This window comes from Streptosporangium sp. NPDC050284, assembly GCF_044459525.1.
In the GTDB taxonomy this organism is placed as follows: Bacteria; Actinomycetota; Actinomycetes; order Streptosporangiales; family Streptosporangiaceae; genus Streptosporangium.
Genome location: NZ_JBITIZ010000001.1, coordinates 382,414 through 406,461, shown reverse-complemented (window position 1 = coordinate 406,461; position 24,048 = coordinate 382,414). Strand labels below are relative to the sequence as shown.

The window sequence follows — 24,048 nt, the reverse complement described above, 5'->3', positions numbered from 1 at the left end:
GAGGTTGATCGATCGTGGAACCACTGGGGCTCATCTTCGGCCTGCCGCTCGCGCCGCTGCGCGGGCTGATCCGGCTCGCGGAGCTGCTTCAGGAACAGGCCGAGCAGGAACTCCGGAGCCCCGCGGCGGTGAGGCGCCGTCTGGAGGAACTGGAGGAGGCCAGGGCCGCCGGCGAGATCTCCGAAGAGGAGGAGGCCGCGGCCGCGGAGCGGATCCTCGGAGATCTGCTCACCTAGCCGGTAGGACCGCATCGCTGCGGAGACGACGAGGGGAATGATCCCATGCCTGTCAGGCGCGGAACCCGTGAGAAACGCTCCGCCGACGATTCCTACGAGACCGCCGGCGACGAAACCTTCGACGAGGACTTCGACGAGGACGAGGAGTCCCACGAGGACCTCTCTGAGGAGGACCTGGGCGAAGAAGAAGAGGACGAAGACGAGGAGGACGAGGACGAGCCCGCGAAGAAGCCGCGGCGGCGTTCCTCCGCCCTGTCTGCGGCGACCGCCGGAGCGGCAGGGTTGCGGCACATCGCCGATCTGACCTCGAAGGAAACGGAAGGGGTGACGTTGGTACGACGGGCCGAGGACGGCTGGCTGGTCGAGGTCGAGGTCGTCGAGAGCCGCCACATCCCCTCCTCCGGCGACATGCTGTCGCTCTACCAGATCGAGCTGGACGCCACCGGCGACCTGCTGTCGTACCGCAGGGTGAAGCGCTACCGGCGCGGCCGGGCGGACAGTGCCGAGGGGGGCTGACGTGGCCGACGTGATGCGATCCGACGGGTCCTTTCCGCGTTCCTCCGGCGGGCGGGAATCCTCCGCCAACCTCGCCGACATCCTGGAGCGGGTGCTCGACAGGGGTGTGGTGATCGTGGGTGACATCCGCGTGAACCTGCTGGACATCGAGCTGCTCACCATCAAGCTGCGCCTGCTCATCGCCTCGGTCGACACGGCGCGGGAGCTGGGGATCGACTGGTGGGAACACGATCCGTGGCTCAGCTCCCGCGACCGCGACCTGATCGAGGAGAACCGCGTCCTGCGCGACCGGCTGTCCGCCGTCGAGGGCGACGAGGAGATGGAGGGCACCCGGCGCCGTTCCCTCCACAGAGGATCCTCCGATGACGCCCGGGAACTTCGATCGACCGGAAGGTTCAGGGAGGAGCGCGATGGCTGAGGCGGGCACATATCTCTACGCGATCGCCCGGGATGTGGGTCACCCTCTCCCGGAGGACGTGGCGGGCGTGACCGGAGCGCCGGTGCGCGCGATCACCCACGAGGGCCTGGTCGCGTACGTGAGCCCGGTGCCTCTGGAGGAGTTCGGCGAGGAGCCGCTGCGGCGTTTCCTGGAGGACCTGGACTGGGTCGGGGGGACGGCCCGCGCTCACGACCGGGTCGTGGAGGCCGTGGCGAAGGAGGCTCCCACGGCCCCGGTCAGGCTGGTGACGGTCTACAGCAGCGAGGATCAGGTCCGTGACCTGCTCCGGCGCAGGCACGACGACCTCGCCGAGGTGCTCGCCCACGTCACCGGATGCAGGGAGTGGGGGGTGAAGGCGTACGCGAAACCGAGCGAGGAGGCCCCTCCCCCCGAGGAGGCCCCCGAGGAGGCCGACAGCCCGGGAACGGCGTACCTGAAGCGCCGCCGGGCGAGCCTGCGCGGCAGGGAGGACGCCTGGCGTCTGGCGGCACGGCGGGCCGAGGACATCCACATCACCCTCGCGTCCATCTCGGTCGCCTGTCACCGCCATCGGCCGCAGGACCCGCGACTGTCCGGCCGCGAGGAGACGATGCTGCTCAACGGCGCCTACCTCGTCTCCGAGGACCGCCGCGAGGAGTTCGTCGCGGCCGTCGACGCGCTGCGGGGCGAGGAGATCGAGATGCAGCTCACCGGCCCCTGGGCGCCGTACTCCTTCACCTCGGTGGACCTCGGCCCGACCCGTGCGGAGACACTCGATGCCCCGTGACCACCAGCCGAGAGGCGCCGAACTCGCCGCCGCCGGATACATCCCCCCCGAGCGCGTGGCACTGGTGGACCTGCTCGACCGGCTGCTGGCCGGCGGGGTGGTCGTGAGCGGGGACCTCGTGCTGTCCATCGCCGACATCGACCTCGTCCGCATCTCCCTGCGCGCCCTCATCACCTCCGTGCGAGCCTCCGACCCGATCCCGTTCGCCCACCCGCACGGCGCGGTCGCGCTCCCGTGGGACTCCGGCGAGGAGGGAGCGCTGTGACGAACCGCCCCCCTGGCGCCCCTCGGGCGAGCGATGTGAACCGTCTTCCCGGCGTCCCCCGGGCAGAGGACCTCGGCGGCACGGAGGATCCTCGGGTCGCCTGGGAGCGACTCCGCTCTCCCGCGAGGAGACGGTTCAAGGTCACTCGAACCACCCCCGCGGGCAAGGCCGGGACCGCGCGAGGACCGGCGCGGACCGTCCGCTGGAAGGTGAACACCGATCCCGAGGCCGTCGGACGGGACCTGTCCCGCCTCGTGCTCACTCTCGTCGAGCTGATACGGCAGCTGGTGGAACGCCAGTGTGTGCGCCGGATGGACCAGGGGGACCTCTCCGACGAGCAGGTGGAGGTGCTGGGCGTGACGCTGATGCGCCTTGAGGAGGCCATGATCGAGCTGTGCGAGCGCTTCGAGCTCTCACCGTCCGACCTCAACCTCGACCTCGGGCCGCTCGGCACCCTCCTGCCCACCGACTGACACCCGCCGCGTCCGGTGAGCACGGGCGAACGCCTCCCGGACGGAGCCGGCGGATCCCGTCGAAGACAGCGTGGTCGTTCGGAGCGAGAGCCGGTCCACCGGGAGGCGTTCGTCTACATCCCCACTGTCAGGTCAGGTCCTCACATTTCTTCGCGTCGGGATCGTCGGCCGCCTGCGGCACCCAGCGGACGTTCGCGAACGAGGCGGAGAAGGCCCCCTCGGTGTAGACGAGGAACGGGGTGTTGACCACCTCCAGGTCGAGGCCGGCCGCGGCGAAGCAGGCGATGGGGATCTTCACGGTCGACTTCGTGCCGACCGGAAGCCCCTGGAAGAGGGAGGTCGCCACCACCTCGGAAAGGCACGGATAGACACAGTGGACGCTGAGCACGGTCCTCGCGGTCGGGGCCTGGTGGACGATCGTGTCGAAGACCAGCGCCCCCTTCGTGTTGAGGTAGCCCCGCAGGTCCGTACCGCCCGCAGGGTTCTGCAGGTAGATCTGGGCGGGACCGATGCCGGTCCAGGTCGCCTTCAGGGCGTCCTGCTGCACGTTGACGTCGGAGGGCACCACGGCGATCTCGGCGTGCGCCGCCTCGCCGTCGGCGCCGATCTCGGTGCCGCCCCAGTTCTCGGCGGAGCCGATGAAACTCCTGTACGGCGCGATGTCGGTGCGGTTGAAGATCTCCAGGTCCTCGCTCGCCTCGCCACCACCGCCCTGCTCACCGCAGCCGAACGGCGGCGCGGTCTCGTCGAGCTTCCCGACCTGCCCGCTCTGGCCGTCACGCAGGCCGTACCCGAGCGGGAAGAGCGGGTCGTATCCCTCGGCTCCCGGGTTGAGCGGCGACTGGCAGGCGCTCTTCGGCCACGAGTACGGCAGCTTGCCGGTGAAGCCGTCGCGGTGCTTGCCCCGGACGAGCACGTCGGCGACGCCGCCGCCCTCGGTTCCCGGCAGCCACGCCGCGACGAAGGCGTCGGAGCGGTTGAGCTCCTTGTTCATCCAGAGCGGCCGGCCGCCGACGTAGACGGTGACGACGGGCGTGCCCTTACCGGTGACCTTGTCGAGCACCGCGAGGTCGGCGGGGTAGATCTTGGCGGCCTCCAGCGTGCGCCGCGCCAGGTCGCCGATGCCCTCGGCGTACGGGGTCTCACCGATCACCGCGATGACCGCGTCGTACGCCGAGGGGTCGACGCCGTCGCCGGTCTCGCTGAAGGTGACGCGGGCCTGGCCGAGCGTCTCGCGCAGCCCGCCGAGGATCGTCGTGCCCCTGGGGAAGTCGGCGTTGACGTTGTTCGTGCCCTGCCAGGTGAGGGTCCATCCGCCGGTCTGGTTCTGCAGGCTGTCGGCGCTCTTGCCGACCACGAGGACCCTGGAGTTCGCGGCCAGCGGCAGCACCCTGCCGTTGTTCTTGAGCAGGACCTGCGATTTGCGCACGGCCTCCCTGGCGAGCCTCCTCGTCTCCGCCGCGTCGGCGGACCCGGCGAAGGCGCGCTTGGAGGGCTTGGGACCGTCGAGCACCCCGGCGCGCAGTTTCACGCGCAGGATGCGCGTCACCGCGTCGTTGACGCGCGCCATCGGGATCGCGCCGCTCTCGACCTGGGCGATCGTGTTGGTGATGAACGCCTTCCAGTCGTTGGGCACCATCACCACGTCGATACCCGCGTTGATCGCCTGGGGACAGCTCGCGTTGGTGCAGCCGGCGACCTGGCCGATGCCGTTCCAGTCGGAGACGACGACGCCGTCGAAGCCCATCTTCTGCTTGAGGATGTCGTTGACGACACGCTTGCTGCCGTGCAGCTTGCCCTCGTCGATACCGAGGTCGGCGTTCTTCCAGCTGTTGAACGAGACCATCACGCTCTGGGCCCCGGCCGCGAGGGCGCCGTAGTAACCCTGACCGTGCACGTTGATCATCTCGGCCTCGGACGAGGGGTTGACGCCCTGGTCCACGCCCTTGAGGGTGCCGCCGTCACCGATGAAGTGCTTGGCGGTGGCGATGACGCCGTCCTGGCCGATGCCGCGCGGGTGCTTGCCCTGCAGACCCTTGACGGCCTCGTACCCGTACGCCCGGGTGATCCTGGGGTCCTCGGAGAAGCCCTCGTACGTGCGGCCCCACCGGTCGTCGAGGGGGACGGAGACGCTGGGCGCGAACGCCCAGTCCTGGCCGGTGGCGCGCGTCTGCCTGGCGGTCGCCGCCCCGATGTCGCGCACGAGACACGGGTCCTGGGCGGCGCCCAGCCCGATGTTGTGCGGGAAGACGGTGGTGTCGTAGACGTTGTTGTTGCCGTGGACGGCGTCGGTGCCCCAGATGACGGGGATCTTCGCGCGGGTGGCGACGGAGGCGTTCCAGTAGGCGTCGGCGAGGTCGAGCCAGGCCTTCCGCGCGGCGTGCTTGTCGCGGCCGGGCCAGGAGCCGCCGCCGTTGAGCACCGAGCCGATGAAGTATCGCCCGACCTCTTCCGGGGTGATCGCGGCGATCTCCGGCTGGGTCATCTGGCCGACCTTCTCGGCGAGCGTCATGCCCGCGAGGATCTTCGCCACCCGCTTCTCGTCGGACCGGTTCTGCTCGATCCTGCTCTTGACCTTGGGCCACTCGGAGAGGGCGGGCAGCTTCTTCTCGATGCGGGCGCAGCCGTGTGAGTCCAGGGCGGGCTTGCCGATCACCGGCTGCCGGCCGCCCGTCGCGGTCTCGGCGCCCGCGCTCGGAATCCCGGTGACGCCCGCTGACAGGACGGCGAGACTCGCCAGCACCGCGAGTCCGCTCCGGCGGGCGCCCTGTCGGGCGAAGGGTCTGATCATCGAGGATCCGTTCTCGAGGTACTGCGATGGACCGGCGGATCCCCCGAGTCCGCACTTCGCAGATCCTGACGCTGTGACACAGCCGAGTCAATACTCTCGCGAGAGCGCTCTCTCAAGCAAACACGTGATCCACGAGTGGTTTACGGCTCGCGAACCGCTGCCACCAGGCACATCACAACGCACATGCCTTCGGCGCGACATTTAAGTGAGAGCGCTCTCAGCAAACGGAACCCTCTCGCGACGAGACTTCGCGAGAGGGTCGAAGGTCAGGTCACGGTGTCGCCGCCGTTGACGGCGAGGCTCCGCCCCGCGACGAAACGGGCACCCGAGAAAGGAGATCGCCTCGGAGCCCTATTTGGCCGCGCACCTCGGGAAGAAGCTCCCCGGAGTCCGGTAGCCGTGCGCTTCGGGAAGAAGCTCCCCGGAGTCCGGTAGCCGTGCGCTTCGAGAAGAAACTCCTCGGAGTTCGTTCAGCCGCGCACCTCGGGAAGAAGCTCCTCGGGGATCACGTCGGGGACACCGCGCAGGCCGGCGAGCGAGACCACCGCGAGTACGGCGATCATCACCGCGGCGGTGATCGCGGTGACCTGGACCCCGGCGACGAAGGCGAGCCTCGCGGCCTCTGCGACGGCCTCCCCCAGCCGCCCCGGGATCGCCGCGGCCGCCTCCAGGGCGGTGGGCAGCGACTCCGCGACGGGGGCGGCCACCTCGCCGGGCAGCCCCTCGGGGAGCCGGAGATCGCCCCGGTAGACGCCGGTCAGGACACTGCCCAGCACGGCGATGCCCAGCGCGCCGCCCAGCTCGAAGGACGTCTCGGAGATCGCCGCCGCGGCACCCGCCCGTTCCCTGGGCACACTCGCGAGCACGGTGTCGTTGGTGACCGCGAACGTCAGCCCGATGCCCACCCCGCAGACGATCATGGGGGCGAGGAAGTAGAGGTAGGGGGTGTCCAGCGAGACCTGGCTGTAGCAGGCGAAGGCCCCCGCGGCCATCGCCAGGCCGAGCGCCACCACCCTGGCCCGGCCCCATCGGGCGATCAGCCCCGCGGCCAGGACCCCGCCGACCGCCGCCGACAGGCCTCCGGGCAGTCCCGCGAGACCGGCCCGCAGGGGCGACCAGCCCAGGACGAGCTGGAAGTACCAGGCGAAGATCAACGACAGTGCGGACATGCCGAAGATGGCGATGAGGTTGGCGCCGACCGAGGCGGAGAAGGCCCGGCGCCGGAAGAGGCGGACGTCGATCAGCGGCTCGGCCAGCCGGGTCTGCCGCCGGGCGAACAGCGTCAGCGTGGCGATCCCGACCGCGCCCCACCAGGACACCGGTGTCGAGCAGGTCGTCGCGTTCCTCGTCCAGCCTCCGCAGCCACTCCAGCTGCCCGGCACCGCGCAGGTGGGAGTCCGCCGTGGCCGCCAGGTCCGCGTAGTACGCGGCGTGCGCCTCGCGGCGCGTCTCGGTCTCGCCGGTCTCGGCCAGCCGTTCGGCGCAGTACGCGCGGATGGTCTCCAGCATCCGTTGACGCGCTCCCCGGCCTGAAGGGCCGGGGATTCAGTCCGTGCCGCGTCATGCGGCACCTCTGTGGCTACCTGCTTCATCGGCGTCGGCCACCGCGAGCGGTGGTCTTACGTCACCTCCACGGGCGTTTAACGTCTCCGCCTCCCGCCGCCTGTCGGCGGCGGGTTTCCGTCCAGCGGCGACGGTCCGTCGACCCTCGATCAAAATGTTGCGTGCGGCGTTGACGTCACGGTCATGGACCGCCCCACACGGGCACGCCCACTCCCGGACGCCCAGCGGCAGGGCGCTGACCACGGTCGCACACTGCGAGCACCGCTTGGAGGAGGGGAACCACCGGCCGACCTTGGCGAAGGTCCGCCCGTACCGCTTCGCCTTGTACTCCAGCATGTTCACGAACTGCGACCAGCCCACGTCGTGCACCGACCTGGCCAGCCGGGTGCGGGCCAGTCCCTTGACCGACAGATCCTCCACGTAGACGGCTTGGTTGTCACCGATCAACTGGGTGGAGAGCTTGTGGGCGAAGTCCCGGCGCGCATCAGCCACCCGGACATGCGCACGGGCGACCTTGACAACGGCCTTGGCACGGTTGGCCGACCCCTTCACCGTACGACTCAGGGCCTTTTGCGCCTTACGGAGCCTCTTGGCCGCCCGGCGCAGGAGACGCGGGTTGTCGATCTTCCGGCCGTCCGACAACACCGCGAAATGAGTGAGACCCAAATCCACGCCGACCTCGGACGTCGTCTCGGGCAGCGGCTCATCACCGGTCTCGACCGCGAACGAGGCGAAGTACCGCCCGGCCGCATCCTTGATCACCGTCACCGACGACGGCTCGGCGGGCAGTGGGCGCGACCAGCGCACCACCACCTCACCGATCTTCGGCAGGCGCAACCTCCCGCCCGCCGTGACGGCGAACCGGGCGTTGCGGGTGAAACGGATCGCCTGGCGGGCATCCTTGCGTGATCGGAACCGGGGCAGGCCGACCTTCGGCCCCTGGCGCTTACCGGTGATCGAGGCGAAGAAGTTGCGGTAGGCGGCGTTCAGGTCGGCCAAAGCCTGCTGAAGAACCACGCTGGACACCTCGCCCAGCCACGCCCGCTCCGGCGTCGCCTTCGCGACGCTCAGACGCCGGGACAACTCCGCGTCGCAGACATACGCCAGGCCTCCTGACGGGCGCGGAACCCGTCGTTGAACACCACCCGCGCGCACCCGAACGCCCGCGCCAGCGCCTGGCACTGAGCGGCGTCCGGATAGAGCCGATACCGGTAACGAAGCTGCACGGCCCTCATGGTTCCATGAGCTCTGGCCGAACGCATGAGTGTTCGACAACTCCGCGAGGGAACTCAGCAGGTCGACGGCCTCCTCCTCGCTCGGCCCGCACACCCGGGCGGCCGCCTCCAGCGTGGCGCCGCCCGCGAAGACGGTGAGCCGCCCCGCGAGCGACCGCTCGTCGTCGTCGAGCAGGTCCCAACTCCAGGCGACCACGGCGCGCAGCGTCTGGTGCCGGGGCAGCGCGGTGCGGCTGCCGCGCGACAGCAGCCGGAACCGGTCGCCCAGCCGGGAGGCCACCTCGGCCACCGGCAGGGAGCGCAGGCGCGCCGCGGCGAGTTCCAGCGCGAGCGGCAGGCCGTCCAGAGCACGGCAGATGCCCAGCACCTGCTCGACGTTGGCGTCATCGACGCGGAAACCGGGACGCACGGCCGCCGCCCTGTCGGCGAAGGGCCGCACGGCGGGGTAGGCGAGGGCCTCTTCGGCACCGGTGCCCGCCCTCGGCACCGGCAGCGGCGCGACGGGGTGAAGCACCTCCCCGGTGATACCGAGCGCCTCCCTGCCGGTCGCCAGGACACGCAGCCCCGGGCAGGCGGCGAGCAGGTGGCCGGCGAGCTCGGCGACCTCCGCGACCAGGTGCTCGCAGTTGTCCAGCACGAGCAGCACGGGCCGGTCGGCCAGCACCGCGACCAGCCTGTCCAGGGGTGCCGGAACCGGGCGTCCGGGGAGCAGACCGGCGTCGCGGACACCCAGCGCGCCGAGTACGGCCTGGACCGCCTCTCCCGCGCCGAAGACGGCGGCCAGTTCCACGAAGCACACGTCGCCGGGCTCCTTCGCGGCGACCTCGCCGGCCAGCCGGGTCTTGCCCGCGCCACCGGGACCGACGAGGGTGACCAGTCTCGCCTCGCCGAGCAGCGCGTGGAGCCTGGACATCTCCTCCTTTCTGCCGAAAAAACTAGTCAGCGGGGCCCGCAGGCCCGACCTGACGGGCGCGGCGCCTCCGCCCGCGTCGGCGGCACCGGCTGCGGGGACGCCGATGAGGGCGGGGTCGGCCCTGAGCACCGCCAGGTGCACGGCGGCCAGCTCCGCCGACGGGTCCACCCCGAACTCCTCACCGAGAACCCGCCTGGCCCCCTCGTACACCCCCAGGGCCTCGGCCTGCCTGCCCGAGCCGTACAGGGCGCGCATCAACTGCCCGTACAACCGTTCCCTGAAGGGGTGGGCGGCGGTCAGCCCCTGCAACTCGGCGACGAGCTCGCGGTGGCGGCCCAGCTCCAGCTCCGGTCGAACCGCATATCCCGATTATCGTGGCATCCCGCCCACCGCCGATCGGAACCCGCGCGTGTAACGCGGGATGGCCACCGATACGAAATACATCTACATATCTGGACTTTAGGGAAAAAAGATCTTTCCTTGAGACCGGAAGCGGCGGGGGCAGGCGGGGTAGGGACTCCACTGGCCGCTCCCGCCGGGGAACGGCTGCCGGGGGGCTTCCACATGGAGGTATTCGATGAGACAGGTCTACGGCTGGGAACACGGTGAGAACGAACCCGGCGACCTCTTCGGGGTGACCATCGAGAACCTCTTCGCCGAGGTGTGGTCCCGGCAGGGAATCTCGAACCGCGACCGGCGCATGCTGCTGATCGGCCTGCTCGTCGGCCAGGGCATGAACGAGGACGTCGGCCTCCAGCTGGACACGGCGCTGCGGACCGGCGACCTCACCCCCGAGGAGCTCCGCGAGATCGTCGTCTTCCTCACCCACTACGCGGGATGGCCCCGGGGCGGCAGGCTCAACGACCAGGTCGAGGAGCTGATCGCCCGCGTCATGAGGTCCTGACTCGTGCTCCGCGTCGGCGATGGCGCTCGAAACCCGATCGCCCGCGTCATGAGGTCCCGCCCCTCCGGCGCAACCGCCCCCGGCCGGGCCCACCGCTCCCCCACCCCGTCGGATCGCGGCCACCCGGCGCGGGGCGTCCCCGCGGCCGCCGGGACGCCCCGCGGCGCGAGGTCACCGTCTCTCCCGAGGTCACAACCTCTCGACGTTCGGTCCCCGGCAGCGGTTGCGGGTGTCGAAGACGAGGGCGCTCGCCCGCTGGACGAGCTCGTAGTCGAAGCAGTCGTGGTCGGTGAGGACCACCACCGCGTCCGCCGCCGCCAGCTCCCGCTCGGAGAACGCGACGACCTCGATGCCCTGCGGCAGCAAAAAGCAGTCCACGTGCGGGTCGGCGGCTCGCACGTCCGCGCCCAGCTTGCGAAGACCCCTGACCACGTCGATCGCGGGTGACTCGCGGCAGTCTCCGGCGTTCTTCTTGTACGCGAGGCCGAGCGCGAGCACCCGGCTGCCGTTGACCGGCTTGCGCAACCGGTTCAGCGCGAGTCCGATCCGGCGCACGACATGGTCCGGCATGTGGTCGTTGATGTCGTTGGCCAGCTCCACGAACTGGAAGTTGTGCCCCAGGCTGCGCTTGACCTTCCACGACAGGTATGAGGGGTCGATCGGCAGGCAGTGCCCGCCGACGCCGGGCCCGGGGGTGAAGCGCATATATCCGAACGGCTTGGTGGAGGCGGCGTCGATGGCCTCCCAGACGTCGATGCCGAGTTGCTCGGCGAAGATCGAGAGTTCGTTCACGAGGGCGATGTTGACGTGCCTGAAGGTGTTCTCCAGGAGCTTGCACAGCTCGGCCACCTGCGGCGAGGAGACCGGGACCACCTCGTCCACTATCCTCGCGTAGAACGCCTCGACCCTCTCCAGGGACGTCCCGTCGATCCCGGAGACGACCTTCGGCGTGTTCTTCAGGCGCCAGCGCGCGTTGCCCGGGTCGATTCGCTCGGGGCTGTAGCCCAGATGGAAGTCCTGTGGTGCCCGCAGCCCTGAGCCCTCCTCCAGCAGCGGCAGTAGATACTCCTCGGTGGTCCCCGGATAGGTGGTGGACTCCAGAACCACCGTGGCGCCCCGCCGCAGCAGCGGGGCGAGCGACTCCCCCGCCGCGCCGATGTGGCGCAGGTCGGGAACGCCCTCGCGCAAAGGCGTCGGCACGGTTATCACGCAGACGTCGAACCCCTCGGCGGCGGCGTAGTCGGCGCCGGCCAGGTATCGGCCGGACCGGTGGGCCAGGGCCAGCGTCTCGTCGTCGACGTCCTCGACGTATGACTCGGCGGCGTTGAGGCGCTTGACCCGCCACTCGTCCAGATCGATTCCCACGACGTCGAAGCCCGCCATGACGGCCCCCATCGCAAGTGGCAGGCCGACATACCCCTGGCCGATCACAACCAATTTCTCTTTCACGGCAGAACCCCCGTCGATTCGGGACAAGACACAACCTCGACTGTAAGAGTCCCGCTTTCCCGCACCGCCGATCCCACCATCTTCCGGGCGTGTCGCCCAGAGTCCGGGGCCGCTCAAACCCCGCGCACCAGGCCGGGTCGGCCGCCGATAACAGCACCAAAACCTTGAAAAACTACACAATCATTTCAAACATAATTTTATATATTTTATGCCCATACTGTGGAGTGCCGACGGGAGGGACGAGCGGGTACGGGGACGAAACCGGACCACCTCCACCCGCTCTCGGAGACTCCTTCAAACAGGACTGATGCCATTTTAACGTTGAAAATAGGCAATATTCGGAAGTATTAGTGAGTAAATTTTCCATCAGCCGCACACCAACATGCGCTTTTCCCTGCCGCACGCGAGCCCGCGCACGCCAACCGCCACGGCAGAGTCGTCAGCGTGTTACGTGACACCTTTTCAGTGACGTGACGATAATCCGACAATTTCTCTCAACATCCACCTCTAGTCGCCTCTCGCGATTAATGCAATAAATCACAAGGGGCTCGACAAAAAGCTCAATTTTTCATTCATGACAGATCACAGGCGACGGGCAACACCGGACGTCTGACGCATCACGAGATCAGTGAGGAGTTGTGTCGCATGTCCAAAACCGTTCGCGACGCGCTCGACCAGACGGCCGGCACGACCGCGACCATGATCGACACCGGAGGGGCCCGGAGCCGGCCGCTCCTCCGGCTCCGCCCGCCCCGCCCGCGGGGTTCCGCCGGCCGCGTCCTTTTGAAGGCGGCCGTGGCAGCCGTCCTCGCGATGGGCGCGGTCGCCGGCACCCCCGGCGGCGCGAGCGCGGCCGATCCGGTGAACATCGGCAGCGCCGCGCCGTTCGGGGTGCTGGCGGCCGCGGTCACCAACGTGAACTCCACGACGGTCACCGGCAACCTGGGGGTGAGCCCGGGAACCGCGGTGACCGGCTTCCCGCCCGGCACGGTCTCGGGGACCAAACAGATAGGAAACGCCACCGCGGCGCAGGCCAAGGCCGACGCGACCGGCGCCTACAACGACGCCGCCGGGCGCACGCCCGACGCCACGGTGGCCGCCCAGCTGGGCGGGACGACCAAGGGGCCGGGTGTCTACAACTCCGTCACCGGGAGTTTCTCGATCAGCGGGACGCTCGCCCTCGACGCGCAGGGCGACCCGAACGCCGTCTTCATCTTCCAGGCCTCCAGCCTCGACGCGGCGAACATCAGCAACATCAGCCTCCAGCGCGGAGCCCAGGCCGACAACCTCTTCTGGCAGATCAGCGGCTCGGCGACGCTGGGCACGTACTGCACCTTCCGCGGCAACATCCTGGCGCAGGGCACGGTCGCGATCGGCAGCGGGGCCAACGTCAACGGCCGCGTCTTCGCGCTCAACGGCACGGCCGCCATTCAGGGCACCGGTAGCCTGCCGTTCACCCGCGTCACCGTACCGAACGACCCGCCGACCACCACGACCCTGACCTCCTCGGCCGACCCCGCCTGGAGAGGGGACCCGGTCACCCTGACGGCGGCGGTGCACCAGGTCAGCGGTACGGTCGTCCCCGCCGGCGAAGTGGTCTTCAAGGACGGCTCGACGGTCCTCGGTTCGGCCTTTCAGACCGATGGCATCCCCGCCAGGATCACGGTCTCCGATCTCTCCGGGGGAGATCACAGCATCGTCGCCGTCTATCTCGGAGGGGACACCTTCGACAACGAGGCTTTGATCCACTTCGCGCCGAGCACGTCACCACCCGTCATCCAGACCATCTCGGACAGCCTGTGGAACAGCGCCGGGGTGCCCGCGGTCCCCGCGTACCCCGACGCGCAAGGGGTCACCCTCGGCGTCAAGTTCAGGGCGGCGACGAGCGGGACCGTGACCGGCATCCGGTTCTACAAGGGCCCGCAGAACACCGGCACCCACATCGGCAGCCTGTGGACGAGTGGTGGCACCCTCCTGGCCAGCGCCACCTTCACCGGCGAGACCGCCACCGGCTGGCAGGAGGTCAGCTTCTCGACACCGGTGGCGATCACCGCCAACACCACCTACATCGCCTCGTACTACGCTCCGGTCGGCCGCTACGCGACGACCCGCCCCTACTTCACCTCCGCGTACGTCAACGGCCTGCTCACCGCCCTCGCCAACGGCACGGGAGGCGGCAACGGCGTCTACACCTACGGGGCGGCGAACGCCTTTCCGGCCAGCAGCTACCAGCTGACGAACTACTGGGTGGACGTCGTGTTCATCCCGACGGACAGCCTGTGGGACAGGGTGGCGGTGCCCAGCGTCCCGTCGCAACCCGATCCGCAGGGGATCGCCCTCGGTGTCAAGTTCAAGGCGGCGACGAACGGGAAGGTGAGCGGGATCCGGTTCTACAAGGGCCCGCAGAACACCGGCGTCCACACCGCCAGCCTGTGGGGGATCGACGGCACACTCCTGGCCAGCGCCGTGTTCTCAGGCGAGAGCGCCACCGGCTGGCAGCAGGTGAACTTCTCACAGCCCGTCGACGTCACCGGCGGCACCACCTACGTCGCGTCCTACCACACCACATCCGGCAACTACTCGACGGACCGCCCGTACTTCACCTCTCAGTACGTCAACGGCGCCCTCACCGCCCTGGCCGACGGCGCCGTGGGCGGCAACGGTGTCTTCACCTACAACGCGAACAACATCTTCCCGACGAGCAACTACCAGGCGACGAACTACTGGGTCGACCCGATCTTCCACAGCTGACACGATGCTCGCGTGACCGGTGCCCCCGTGGCACGGGTCCGGTGTCAGGGCGTCCGCTCCTTGAGCGGACGCCACCACCGCGGGTTGTCCCGATACCACCGGATCACCTCGGCCAGGCCGTCGCCGAAGTCCTTGCGAGGCTCGTAGCCGATGGCCCGGATCTTCGTCCAGTCGACGGAGTAGCGGCGGTCGTGCCCGAGCCGGTCGGCCACCGGCTCGACCGCCTCCCAGCCCGTGCCGAGCGCGGCCAGCAGCCGCCCGGTCAGCTCCCGGTTGGTCAACTCGACGCCGCCGCCGATGTTGTAGACCTCGCCGGGCGCCCCCTTCTCCAGCACCGTCTGGATGCCCCTGCAGTGGTCGTCGACGTGCAGCCAGTCGCGCACGTTGAGCCCGTCACCGTAGAGCGGGACCTTCTCGCCGCCGAGGAGGTTGGTGACGAAGAGCGGGATCATCTTCTCGGGATGCTGGTAGGGGCCGTAGTTGTTGGAACAGCGGGTCACCCGGACGTCAAGCCCGTGGGTGCGGTGGTAGGCGCGGCAAAGCATGTCGCCGCCCGCCTTCGCCGCCGAGTAGGGCGAGTTCGGCAGCGGCGGTTCGCTCTCGCTCCAGGACCCCTCCTCGATCGAGCCGTACACCTCGTCGGTGGAGACCTGAAGGAACGTGCGGACTTCGCCCTCCAGCGCGGCCTGGAGAAGTCGCTGTGTCCCCAGCACGTTCGTCGTCACGAAGTCGCCCGCGCCGGCGATGGACCGGTCGACGTGGCTCTCCGCCGCGAAGTTCACGACCACGTCGTGGCCGGGGACGACGTCCGCGAGGAGCCGCGCGTCGGTGATGTCGCCCCGCACGAACGCGTAACCGGGGTGGCCGTCGAGGGGGGCGAGGTTGGCGAGGTTGCCCGCGTAGGTGAGCTTGTCCAGAACGGTGACCTGTGTGCCCTCGCAGCCGGGCCAGGAGCCGAGCAGCAGGGACCTGACGTAGTGGGACCCGATGAACCCGGCTCCGCCGGTGACGAGGACTCTCACGCGCGCACCTGGATCCTGCTGTGGTCGCCCACCATGAGCTCGTGGGTGTTGGAGACGCCGGCCGCGCGGCTGACCTCGACGCTGCGCCCGATCAGGGAGTGCGCGATGCGCGAGACGCCCTGCACGGAGGAGCCGTCGAGCACGATGGAGTATTCGATCTCGGCGCTGCCGACCAGGCAGCCGGAGCCGATCGAGGTGAAGGGGCCGACATAGGAGGAGAAGATCTTGGTGTCCGCGCCGATCACGATCGGACCGCGAAGGATCGAGTTCTCCACCACCGCGCCCGGCTCGACGACGACCCGCCCGGTGATCTCACTCAGGTCGTCCACGACGCCCCTGATGTCGGGCTCGACGCGTTCGAGGACGATGCGGTTGCACTCCAGCATGTCCTGGAGGCGCCCGGTGTCCTTCCAGTAACCACTCACAAGATGCGAGTGGACGCGGAAGCCGTTGTCGAGGAGCCACGCGACGGCGTCCGTGATCTCCAGCTCGCCGCGCGCCGACGGGGTGATCGCCCGGACCGCCTCGTGGATCGCCGGGGAGAAGATGTAGACCCCGACGATCGCGAGGTCGCTGCGCGGGTGCTCCGGCTTCTCCTCCAGCCCGAGGATCTCGCCTTCCGGCCCTATCTCGGCCACTCCGTAGAACTGCGGTTCGGCGACCCTGGTGAGCAGGATCTGCGCGTCGTGGTCGGCCAGGCGGAAGGCGTCCACCAGATCGGTGATGCCGTCCACCAGGAAGTTGTCCCCCAGATACATCACGAACGGTTCGTCGGCGAGGAACTCCCTGGCGATCAGGACGCAGTGCGCCAGCCCGAGGGGAGCCTCCTGGGGGATGTACGTGACGTCCAGCCCGAACCGCGAGCCGTCGCCCACGGCGTCCCGGATCTCGTGGCCCGTGTCGCCGACGACGATGCCCACGTCGGTGATGCCGGCCTGCCGGATCGCCTCAAGCCCGTAATAGAGCACCGGTTTGTTGGCGACCGGGACCAGTTGTTTCGCCGAGGTATGGGTCAGCGGGCGCAACCTCGTTCCCTTACCGCCCGCCAGAACGAGTGCCTTCAACGCTCTTCGAGTCCTTCCGCGAAGAACACATGACCGTGTGGCCACATGTCCGCCCGATTTTACAGGAACCCGAAATCGACGCCTCTTCACCGGCTCACACCTTTACTGAAGAGCGTACGGCGTATTGCCGATTTCACACTTTTCCTCGGTCACGGAACACCCACGCCCGGTTTATCGCGTAACTCAGCGGCGGACTCGTCACTATCACCATCCCCTGGGCCACCATGATCGGGACCCCGGCGAGTTCCACCAGAAGCGGGACCCCGATGACGGACGCCGCGAGGAAGCTCAGCCCGACCACGTAGAACCGCAGGTATCCCGCCGGCCAGGAGTACCCGGAGTCGCGGAAGACCACCAGCCTGTACCAGGGGTAGACGATCGCCACGGTCATCAGGTGACTGACCACGACCAGGAAAAGATAGGGAACGCCATCTTCAAAGGCCAGCAATCCTAAGCCGAGGAGAACGTAATAGACCATAGCCGTCATGGCGCCGGCGAACAGATATGTGATGCGGTGGCCACCAAAGGCCGAGATCACAGCCGGCCGCCCGAAATGCGGGTTATTGTCACGGACGGTTCCACCTTCGACTTCAACCATGTGACGGCCGCTCCGGATCGTGGTCAGACATTGGGATGAAACAGGATTGTAGTGGGCGACAAGAAATAATCGGGGGATCAATGTCGGTGTCGGTGATTATTCCGTGTTACCGCTCAGCGCGGACCCTTCCGGCGCTGGTGGACAGGCTCATGCCGGTCCTTCACGGCCTGGCCGTCCGGCACGAGGTGATCCTCGTCGTCGACGGAAGCCCGGACGACACGTGGGAGACCGCCGCGGAGCTGGCCCGCCGGGTCGACGCCGTCCGGGCGATCCGCCTGTCCCGGAACTACGGGCAGCACAACGCGCTGGTCGCCGGCATCAGGGAGGCGGCGTTCGAGGTCGTCGTCACCATGGACGACGACCTGCAACATCCCCCCGAGCAGATTCCCCTCCTCCTGGCCGCGCTCGAAGGCGACCGCCTCGACCTGGTGTACGGCGTCCCGCACGACGAGGAGCACGGGTTCCTGCGAAGTCTCGCGTCCCGGTCGGTCAAGGCCGCCATGGCCGGCGCGCTGGGCATCCGCACCGCGCGTACGATCAGCGCCTTCCGGGCCCTGCGCACGCACATGCGCGACGGGTTCGAGGGCCTGTCGGGACCGCACGCGTCGGTCGACGTGGCCCTGTCATGGGCCACCACGCAGGTGGGCTCCGTCGGCGTGCGCATGAACGAGCGCGACCACGGGCGATCGAACTACACGCCGCGCCTGCTGGTCGGGCACGCGATGAACATGCTTCTCGGTTACAGCACCGCTCCGCTCCGCGCGGCGAGCTATCTCGGATTCCTCGTCGGTATGATCGGCCTGCTGCTGGGGGGCGCCGTCCTGTGGCGTTTCGCCGCGGGCGACACCACGGTGGCCGGGTTCACCACCGTCGCCTCGATGGTCGCACTCTTCTCCTCCGCCCAGCTGGTGTCCATCGGAGTCCTCGGTGAGTACATCGGCCGCATTCACGGAAACGGCATGGGCCGTCCGACGTACGTGGTGCGCGAGCGCGTCGGGTCGTCCGCCGCCGATCTTCCCCTGCGGCCCGGCGGCCCTGGCGTTCCCGCACGCGCAGGAGCCGGTTCCGGACCAGATGAACGGTGAGGAGGGTCTGGACGGGCTCGAATCCGTACCTCGCCCATGCCCTCTGCACCCGCGTGTTGTGTCCCTGGGTGGAGATGACGACCTCCGCCGCGCCGCGCGCCAGCGCGCGCTCCTCGACGGCCCTGAGCAGGTGGGCGTAGAGACCACGCCCCTGTGAGCCGGAGACCACTCCGGCCAGGAGGATCTCCGTCCGGGGACCGTCCTGCTCCAACGTGGCCAGCCCCAGCGGGCGAGGCCCCTCCACTCCCGCGCCTCGATCCTCCAGTGTCAGGCACTCCCCCTCCGCGGACGACCTCAGTGCCCATTCCCGGTAGCCCGCCAGGGCCTCGGCCGCGTCGAACAGCGGATTGGCCAGATAGTGGTTCCCGTACACGCCGAAGATGTCGGAGACCAGCGCCTCCACCGCGGCGGGACCGGCCGGCTCCGACGTCCGCAGCCCGGGTGACGGAGCAGGCCCGCGTCCCTCTCCCGCGCGCAGGCGCCAGTACACGAGGGAGTCCGCGAACACGGCGGTCCGGCCGAGCGCGGTCAGCTTCGCGAACCAGCCGACGTGTTCCGCCGGATACCGGAGCACGACGACGTCCGCGACCGACCCCAGGAGCGCCTCGCGGACCGCGGAGAACGGCGCCCCGGACTCCAGGGGGACGGTGAGGCGCTCCACGGAACATCCGAACCTGGCCGATTCCAGCGGCGACTCCACGGTCCGTACGGCCCGCGCCTCGATCACGTCGCGCCAGGCCATCAGCTCACCTCGTAGGACCGGACGGCGTCGATCACTCGCGCCACGCCCGTCTCGTCCAGGTCGGCGTAGAGCGGCAGCCGCACGAGGCGGTCGGCGACCCTGTCCGCGACCGGGCAGCCCCCCGGGGCCACGCGACCGAACCTCACCCCTGCGGGCGCGGCGTGCAGGGGCTGGTAGTGGAACGTCGCCTGCACGCCTTCCCTCCGGAGATGGTCGATGAAGGCCCGGCGGTTCTCCAGATCCGGGAACAGCAGGTAGTACAGGTGCGCCGGATGCGCGCAGCCGTCGGGGATCGTCGGCCGGGAGATCCCGTTCCCCCTCGCCCAGTCCGCCAACTCCTCGTGGTACCGGTACCAGACGGCGTGGCGCCGGGACTGGATCTCGTGGAACGACTCCAGCTGCGAGGTCAGCTGTGAGGCCAGGACGTCGGACAGCAGGTAGCTGGAGCCGATGTCGACCCATCGGTACTTGTCGACCTGACCGCGGAAGAACCGGCTGCGGTCGCTGCCCTTCTCCCGGATGACCTCGGCGCGCGCGACGAGACCGGCGTCGTTCAGCAGCAGCGCGCCGCCCTCCCCGCACTGCACGTTCTTCGTCTCGTGGAAGCTCTGCGCGGCCATGCTGCCGAACGATCCGAGCGGCCGGCCTCGATAGGACCCGCCCAGGCCGTGGGCGTTGTCCTCGATGAGGGTGAGGCCGTGCCGGTCGCAGAGTTCGGCGATCTCCTCCATCGCGCACGCGATGCCCGCGTAGTGGACGACCACGACGGCCCGCGTGCGATCGGTGATCGCCGCTTCGATCAGCCGCTCGTCCACGTTGAGGGTGTCGGGCCTGCAGTCGACGAAGACCGGGACCGCCCCGCGCAGCGCATAGGCGTTGGCCGTCGACGTGAAGGTGAACGACGGCATGATCACCTCATCGCCGGCCCGGAGATCCAGGAGGATCGCCGACATCTCCAGCGCGTGCGTGCAGGAGGTGGTCAGCAGCACCTGGCCCGCCCCGGTGATCTTTCCGAGGATCTCCGCGGCCCGCCGGGTGAACGGCCCGTCTCCGCAGGTGGATCGCCGGCGCACGGCCTCCCCCAGGTAGTCCAGCTCGTTCACCGAGATGTGCGTCCTGTTGAAGGGGATCGTCTTCAGGTCGGTTGCGTTCACGGCCGAAGTGAACAACGAAAGTACCGGCCGACACGCGTCGCGCCGTCGTTACTTGGCGATCCATTACGCAAGTCTTAGGTCACGCCGATCCGTCCGGGATCCGGTAGACGGCGCAGTCGCCGGAGCGGAACCGCAGTTCCGCGAAGTCCCCGATCCCGGAGGCCGGTCCGGTGCGGCGTTCGTCGACGAAGAGCCAGCGCACCCCGTAACGCTCCCGCAGGTACCGGACGGCGGCCGCCGACGGTTCGCCGAAGGCCGCGTCGTTCGACCGGATCCGTTCCTCGTCCCAGAACGGCAGCCGCTCGGGGAGCAGTCCTTCATGCCAGCGGCTCAGGTTCGTGGCCGTGTACAGCCATCCCTCGACCAGGACATGCCGCTCCGACAGCGCGGCCACCCATGCCTGGCCGCTGTCGCACGGGCTCTCGTACCCCCAGCGGCAATGCGCGTTCGTGGCGATCAGATCGCCGGGATCCGACCGGGCGCGCAGCCATCGTCCGGCCTCCAGAGCGCCTTGGGGAATCTCCCTGGGCTCCGTCACCGTCGCGGCGGCGTTCCCGGCAGCGCCCCCGGCGATGCGGTCCGCGACCGACAGGACGCGTGCGTGCAGATCGGCGGGAAGGCCGATGCCCGCGAGCATGACGGTCACCAGAGCCCACGCGCGAAGAGCCCCCCTCGCGGGGATCAGGACAGCCACCAGCAGCAGGCCGACGACCAGCAGGGCGAGGTAGGGCCGGTACAGGAGGGTGTCCGGCAGGCCCGGTCCGAGCGGAACCCTGACGCCGCACAGGAGGGGGATGAGATACGCGGCGACCGCCCCCGCGCCGGCCCAGCACATCGCCGTCCGGGGCGATATCCGCGCCCGCCGCAGGAGGACGAGGGTCCCGTGGACCGTGACACACGCTAGGTAGGGGTAGGCGCCCCAGAGGAAGAAGAGCTGGCTGCGGCTGGGATGGCCGAGGAGCAGCGTCCCGCCGAACCCCGCCGCGCCGATGCCGAGCATGAGGATCGTCCCGGGACGTACGAGCAGCCGCGGCCTGCTCAGCAGTCCCAGGGCTCCGCACCACGCGACGACCCAGCAGAGCAGGCAGACCAATGTGATCCCCGCTACTGTGGCCGGCGGCGGCTCGGCCCCGTCTCCGAGGCCGGTCAGTTCCCTCCAGATCGTTCGCATGAAGGAGAAGGGGTCCACGCCCAGCCCCTGTTTCGCACCACCGAACAGCACGAACTGCGCGAAGAGGAAACACCCCGCGGTCATCGCGAGCATGCCGGCCGCGGACCACGGCGGTCGCCGTCGCCTGATCGCCTCGACCACGACCACCGCCGACAGACCCGCCCCGAGCAGGGGCAGATAGGTGGCCTTGGCTCCCATCACCGCCGACAGGAAGATCGCCAGCAGGAGCCACCGGCCGCCGTCGCGCCTCCGCTTCTCGAGAATGTCGAGGAAGAGCAGGACGATCGGAGCGAAGAGGAGGGCTCCGAAGGTCTGCGTGGGGCTTGTCCACGCGAGGTCAGGCACGCCTCCCCAGGAGAACGGCCCGTTCGTTCCCAGGTACAGGCTCGGAAACGCCGCGCAGATCGTAGCCGCGACGGTGAGCAGCCCCCCGGCCCACGAGCCGGTGACGCGCCGGCCGGTGGCCCCCGTCAACACGACGAACGCGGCCAGCATCGGCAGCATGCCCAGGCGGAGCAGCAGGACGAGAGGGTCGATGCCGGTGATCCAGCTCGCCGAGGCGAAGTGGGCGTAGACGAACCAGTGGTAGAACAGGGGCTCGCCGTCGACCATGGGGACGGTGAGGGGGAGGTGGTGTCTCGCCTCGCCGATCAGGGCCAGGTGGAAGGGCATGTCGGGAAAGGACGTCCCGGCCTCCGGCCAGGTGAGGGCATGGGTTCTGAAGTGCGACAGCGCACTCCAGACAGTGAGGCAGGCGATGGTCAGGGCCAGCGCCCAGGACCACCGGACGGGTGCCGCCCGGTGGGGACGGCCCTTCCAGTGCCCGCGCAGGCGAGGAACGGTCAGGAAGAGGGTGTAGGTGGCGACGGGCCAGGCCAGCACGAGCAGGGGCAGGCCAAGGGCGCGGGCGGGGATGTAGGTGAAGATCTCCAGGGCATAGCCCAGGGCGGTGCCCAGCGCGATCTCCTCGACCAGGGTGCGGTCACCGGGGTAGGTGGCGCGGATGATCAGCACGCCGGGCAGCGCCAGGCCGAGAGTGAGGTAGGCGGTGAACAGGGCGATGTCGATGGCCGGGACGCCGTACCGGAGCAGGGTGGCCGTGGTGAGGACGGCCACGAAGGCTGCGGGCAGCCAGCGTGAGAGGCGGGCCTGACACCGCTCGCCAGAGGCGGGCGCGTACGTCTGAGCGGTTTTCGCAGGTGATGGGCTCGGCATGGAAGCGGGAGCGGGCGATGTCGTGTCCATGAGCGCAAGCATGCTGGCCTGAGCCTCTCTGGCGATTCCGGACGCAGGCTCTCGGTTGTTTCCTTGCCAGCCCTTTATACGGAGGGCAAAGGCGACCCGCTCGATTACTGCGGCTGTCCGTGACCGCGGGCGGCGACGTCGGTCGGCCGGGCCGATACGCCGTCGTGCCGGTTCGGCGGTCTCGCATTTTTTGCGGGGATTTAAGCAATCGGGCGATGGCGTATCCGGCCGGTGCGATGTATCGGGCCATTAAAGTCGTCGGGCGATGACCACTCCCGCCGCCCGCTTCCCGCATCAAAGAGCCGACCTGCCTTCGGCGTGCGAAACCCCCGCTCCGGCCACGACATCATACGGGTGATTCTCTGTGGAATACATGATCATTGCAATCGCCGCGGTACTGCTCGCCTTTCTCGTTCGGGCGGGTCTCGGCGCACGGGTGGCCCGGCGTGCCCTGTGGATGCTGATGCTGGCCTTCGCCGCGCGACTGCTCATCCATGTCCTCGTGATGCGGTCCAACTCCATCGCGTACGGCGGAGACAACTTCGTCTACGAGGGCAGAGCCCTGGAGATCGTGGCGTACTGGCAGCGTGAGGGCTTCACGTTCGTCACCTCGGAGCAGATCGACAGCCTCTATTCCGTGGCGGTGCCCTGCAACCTCTTTGCGATGATCATATATCTGTGCGATGGACCCGCCCCCCTGGCCTGCACCGCCTTCGTGGCGCTCATCGCCTGCGGACTGTGCGTCGTCATGTACAGGTTCGCACGGCTCATCGGCGCCGACGAGCGCGCGGCGTTCAGGCTCATGACACTGATCGCATTCATGCCGGCGTTCATGCTGCACACCTCCGACACCTTCAAGGACGGATTCAACGCGTTTCTCGTCATAACCTGTCTCAGCCTCACCGCTTCGAACGTCCAGCATTTCGACATACGTAAACTACTTCTTCTCGGGCCGCTGCTGTGGGCGCTCTGGAACGTGCGCCCCTATATGGTTCTCATCTGCGCGATACCGCTGCTTCTCGGCCTGACGGGCCTCCGGCGCGCTTTTCCGCTGTGCGTGCTGGCCATCCTGGCCACACTCCTGACGCCTGTCCTGATATTTCCTGATGTGGTGGAAAGTACGCCACTCGCCGTGGTACAGGAGCAACTGGAGCACGGACAGTCGGAGACTTTCCGCCACGCCAATGCCGAGGGTGGTTCGGGGGTCGTGTTCGACGACGGCGGCGATCCGTGGAGCGCGTTCCTGCCGAAACTGGTCTACACGCTTCTCTCCCCGTTCCCCTGGATGGACGGCAGCCTGGTACTACAGCTGGCGAAGGCCGAGACGGTGTTGTGGTACTACCTGCTGTGGTGCGCGATCTTCGGGGTCCGTCGAATGTGGGGTGAGAACCGCAGCATGCTGCTGATCCTGCTGCTCTTCGCCGTGCCGTGCACGATCGCGTACGCGACCACCATGTCCAACATCGGCCTTATCTTCCGGCAGCGAATGCCGATCGTCATGGTCGTGAGCCTGCTGTCCGCGGTCGCCTGGACCAGGGTCCCCCAGAAGCGGTGGCAGCTCGTCTCCGACGCGGGAACGGGGCCGGACACCGCCGATTCGACGGTGTCCGGCCACCCGTCCGGCACGGCGGGGAGGGCGTCGGCCGGGATCTCGCGAGTGCGGTGA

At 68.9% G+C, this 24,048-nt stretch carries 20 protein-coding genes and 3 pseudogenes; 11 read left to right on the top strand and 12 right to left on the bottom strand.

All coding sequences use genetic code 11. The features are described 5' to 3' along the window. Positions 1-14: 14 nt before the first annotated feature. From ACIBH4_RS01805 to ACIBH4_RS01780, 6 genes are read left to right on the top strand one after another with little or no spacing between them, the layout of a single operon-like run. The gene (locus ACIBH4_RS01805; protein WP_362511736.1) at positions 15-236 is read left to right on the top strand and encodes a gas vesicle protein GvpG; all 222 of its coding nucleotides are present in this window, start codon (positions 15-17) and stop codon (positions 234-236) included. 45 nt (positions 237-281) lie between these two features. After that, positions 282-752 (top strand): gas vesicle protein GvpO, encoded by a 471-nt coding sequence (gene gvpO, locus ACIBH4_RS01800; protein WP_362763528.1) that lies wholly within the window; start codon positions 282-284, stop codon positions 750-752. A gap of 13 nt (positions 753-765) precedes the next feature. Further along, entirely contained in the window at positions 766-1,170 is a 405-nt protein-coding gene (locus ACIBH4_RS01795; protein WP_362512314.1) for a gas vesicle protein, read from the top strand. Continuing rightward, on the top strand, positions 1,163-1,957 hold the full coding sequence (locus ACIBH4_RS01790; protein ID WP_362511730.1) for a GvpL/GvpF family gas vesicle protein: 795 nt from the start codon (positions 1,163-1,165) through the stop codon (positions 1,955-1,957). The genes ACIBH4_RS01795 and ACIBH4_RS01790 overlap by 8 nt, the downstream gene beginning before the upstream one ends. Beyond that, positions 1,947-2,222, top strand: coding sequence for a gas vesicle protein (locus ACIBH4_RS01785; protein WP_362511727.1), 276 nt, complete (start codon positions 1,947-1,949; stop codon positions 2,220-2,222). The genes ACIBH4_RS01790 and ACIBH4_RS01785 overlap by 11 nt, the downstream gene beginning before the upstream one ends. Further along, positions 2,219-2,695 (top strand): gas vesicle protein K, encoded by a 477-nt coding sequence (locus ACIBH4_RS01780; protein WP_362763530.1) that lies wholly within the window; start codon positions 2,219-2,221, stop codon positions 2,693-2,695. Before ACIBH4_RS01785 ends, ACIBH4_RS01780 begins: the two co-directional genes overlap by 4 nt. Positions 2,696-2,822: 127 nt before the next feature. Here ACIBH4_RS01780 and ACIBH4_RS01775 read toward each other — a convergent pair whose 3' ends face one another. Then, positions 2,823-5,486: an exo 1,3/1,4-beta-D-glucan glucohydrolase gene (locus ACIBH4_RS01775; RefSeq protein WP_362511721.1), complete on the bottom strand. Its 2,664-nt coding sequence runs from the start codon at positions 5,484-5,486 to the stop codon at positions 2,823-2,825. 470 nt (positions 5,487-5,956) lie between these two features. After that, complete coding sequence (locus tag ACIBH4_RS01770) at positions 5,957-6,805, bottom strand: MFS transporter (protein ID WP_362763533.1); 849 nt, start codon at positions 6,803-6,805, stop codon at positions 5,957-5,959. Between ACIBH4_RS01770 and ACIBH4_RS01765 the strand changes: the two genes are divergently transcribed. Continuing rightward, positions 6,774-7,019 carry a hypothetical protein gene (locus tag ACIBH4_RS01765; protein WP_362763536.1) on the top strand — a complete coding sequence of 82 codons (246 nt, stop codon included), beginning with the start codon at positions 6,774-6,776 and terminating at the stop codon, positions 7,017-7,019. The two genes, ACIBH4_RS01770 and ACIBH4_RS01765, sit on opposite strands and share 32 nt — an antisense overlap. Positions 7,020-7,046: 27 nt before the next feature. On the opposite strand, the pseudogene ACIBH4_RS01760 reads toward ACIBH4_RS01765, so the two are convergent. From ACIBH4_RS01760 to ACIBH4_RS01750, 3 genes and pseudogenes are all read right to left on the bottom strand, one after another. Next, positions 7,047-8,081 (bottom strand): annotated as a pseudogene (locus tag ACIBH4_RS01760) (RNA-guided endonuclease InsQ/TnpB family protein); the annotation flags it as partial. A 35-nt stretch (positions 8,082-8,116) separates the two neighbouring features. After that, positions 8,117-8,284 carry a helix-turn-helix domain-containing protein gene (locus tag ACIBH4_RS01755; protein WP_399171416.1) on the bottom strand — a complete coding sequence of 56 codons (168 nt, stop codon included), beginning with the start codon at positions 8,282-8,284 and terminating at the stop codon, positions 8,117-8,119. A 586-nt stretch (positions 8,285-8,870) separates the two neighbouring features. Beyond that, a pseudogene (locus ACIBH4_RS01750) lies at positions 8,871-9,536 on the bottom strand (BTAD domain-containing putative transcriptional regulator); the annotation flags it as partial. Positions 9,537-9,774: 238 nt separating this feature from the next. Between ACIBH4_RS01750 and ACIBH4_RS01745 the strand changes: the two are divergent. Beyond that, positions 9,775-10,101 carry a carboxymuconolactone decarboxylase family protein gene (locus ACIBH4_RS01745; protein ID WP_362511712.1) on the top strand — a complete coding sequence of 109 codons (327 nt, stop codon included), beginning with the start codon at positions 9,775-9,777 and terminating at the stop codon, positions 10,099-10,101. A gap of 189 nt (positions 10,102-10,290) precedes the next feature. Here ACIBH4_RS01745 and ACIBH4_RS01740 read toward each other — a convergent pair whose 3' ends face one another. After that, complete coding sequence (locus ACIBH4_RS01740) at positions 10,291-11,550, bottom strand: nucleotide sugar dehydrogenase (protein ID WP_362766033.1); 1,260 nt, start codon at positions 11,548-11,550, stop codon at positions 10,291-10,293. Positions 11,551-12,195: 645 nt separating this feature from the next. Between ACIBH4_RS01740 and ACIBH4_RS01735 the strand changes: the two genes are divergently transcribed. Beyond that, complete coding sequence (locus ACIBH4_RS01735; RefSeq protein WP_362511706.1) at positions 12,196-14,301, top strand: DUF4082 domain-containing protein; 2,106 nt, start codon at positions 12,196-12,198, stop codon at positions 14,299-14,301. Positions 14,302-14,345: 44 nt separating this feature from the next. Here the strand turns inward: ACIBH4_RS01735 and rfbB are convergent, their stop codons facing one another. The 3 genes from rfbB to ACIBH4_RS01720 form a co-directional block, all read right to left on the bottom strand. Further along, positions 14,346-15,323, bottom strand: a complete 978-nt coding sequence (rfbB, locus tag ACIBH4_RS01730) for a dTDP-glucose 4,6-dehydratase (protein WP_362766036.1) — start codon at positions 15,321-15,323, stop codon at positions 14,346-14,348. Further along, a complete protein-coding gene (locus ACIBH4_RS01725; protein ID WP_362511700.1) occupies positions 15,320-16,387 on the bottom strand; it encodes a glucose-1-phosphate thymidylyltransferase in 1,068 nt (355 codons plus the stop codon). Before ACIBH4_RS01725 ends, rfbB begins: the two co-directional genes overlap by 4 nt. A 133-nt stretch (positions 16,388-16,520) precedes the next feature. Further along, complete coding sequence (locus ACIBH4_RS01720) at positions 16,521-16,985, bottom strand: GtrA family protein (RefSeq protein ID WP_362511697.1); 465 nt, start codon at positions 16,983-16,985, stop codon at positions 16,521-16,523. A gap of 35 nt (positions 16,986-17,020) precedes the next feature. On the opposite strand from ACIBH4_RS01720, the gene ACIBH4_RS01715 reads away from it, so the two are divergent. Then, positions 17,021-18,070, top strand: coding sequence for a glycosyltransferase family 2 protein (locus tag ACIBH4_RS01715; protein ID WP_399171354.1), 1,050 nt, complete (start codon positions 17,021-17,023; stop codon positions 18,068-18,070). 31 nt (positions 18,071-18,101) lie between these two features. Here ACIBH4_RS01715 and ACIBH4_RS01710 read toward each other — a convergent pair. The 3 genes and pseudogenes from ACIBH4_RS01710 to ACIBH4_RS01700 form a co-directional block, all read right to left on the bottom strand. Then, positions 18,102-18,812, bottom strand: a pseudogene (locus ACIBH4_RS01710) (GNAT family N-acetyltransferase); the annotation flags it as partial. After that, a complete protein-coding gene (gene rffA, locus ACIBH4_RS01705) occupies positions 18,812-19,966 on the bottom strand; it encodes a dTDP-4-amino-4,6-dideoxygalactose transaminase (protein ID WP_362766042.1) in 1,155 nt (384 codons plus the stop codon). The gene rffA and the pseudogene ACIBH4_RS01710, both read right to left, overlap by 1 nt. Positions 19,967-20,045: 79 nt before the next feature. Continuing rightward, entirely contained in the window at positions 20,046-22,382 is a 2,337-nt protein-coding gene (locus ACIBH4_RS01700) for a hypothetical protein (RefSeq protein ID WP_362766045.1), read from the bottom strand. 373 nt (positions 22,383-22,755) lie between these two features. Here ACIBH4_RS01700 and ACIBH4_RS01695 point away from each other — a divergent pair, with 373 nt between their 5' ends. Then, positions 22,756-24,048 (top strand): hypothetical protein, encoded by a 1,293-nt coding sequence (locus ACIBH4_RS01695; RefSeq protein ID WP_362766048.1) that lies wholly within the window; start codon positions 22,756-22,758, stop codon positions 24,046-24,048.

What these genes read in the sequence shown, in the direction of transcription:
- gvpO (WP_362763528.1), top strand. Translation starts at nt 282, where the DNA reads ATGCCTGTCAGGCGCGGAACCCGTGAGAAACGCTCCGCCGACGATTCC.
- ACIBH4_RS01795 (WP_362512314.1), top strand. Translation starts at nt 766, where the DNA reads ATGCGATCCGACGGGTCCTTTCCGCGTTCCTCCGGCGGGCGGGAATCC.
- ACIBH4_RS01790 (WP_362511730.1), top strand. Translation starts at nt 1,163, where the DNA reads ATGGCTGAGGCGGGCACATATCTCTACGCGATCGCCCGGGATGTGGGT.
- ACIBH4_RS01785 (WP_362511727.1), top strand. Translation starts at nt 1,947, where the DNA reads ATGCCCCGTGACCACCAGCCGAGAGGCGCCGAACTCGCCGCCGCCGGA.
- ACIBH4_RS01775 (WP_362511721.1), bottom strand. Translation starts at nt 5,486, where the DNA reads ATGATCAGACCCTTCGCCCGACAGGGCGCCCGCCGGAGCGGACTCGCG.
- ACIBH4_RS01755 (WP_399171416.1), bottom strand. Translation starts at nt 8,284, where the DNA reads ATGAGGGCCGTGCAGCTTCGTTACCGGTATCGGCTCTATCCGGACGCC.
- ACIBH4_RS01745 (WP_362511712.1), top strand. Translation starts at nt 9,775, where the DNA reads ATGAGACAGGTCTACGGCTGGGAACACGGTGAGAACGAACCCGGCGAC.
- ACIBH4_RS01735 (WP_362511706.1), top strand. Translation starts at nt 12,196, where the DNA reads ATGTCCAAAACCGTTCGCGACGCGCTCGACCAGACGGCCGGCACGACC.
- ACIBH4_RS01720 (WP_362511697.1), bottom strand. Translation starts at nt 16,985, where the DNA reads ATGGTTGAAGTCGAAGGTGGAACCGTCCGTGACAATAACCCGCATTTC.
- ACIBH4_RS01715 (WP_399171354.1), top strand. Translation starts at nt 17,021, where the DNA reads ATGAAACAGGATTGTAGTGGGCGACAAGAAATAATCGGGGGATCAATG.
- ACIBH4_RS01700 (WP_362766045.1), bottom strand. Translation starts at nt 22,382, where the DNA reads ATGGACACGACATCGCCCGCTCCCGCTTCCATGCCGAGCCCATCACCT.
- ACIBH4_RS01695 (WP_362766048.1), top strand. Translation starts at nt 22,756, where the DNA reads ATGATCATTGCAATCGCCGCGGTACTGCTCGCCTTTCTCGTTCGGGCG.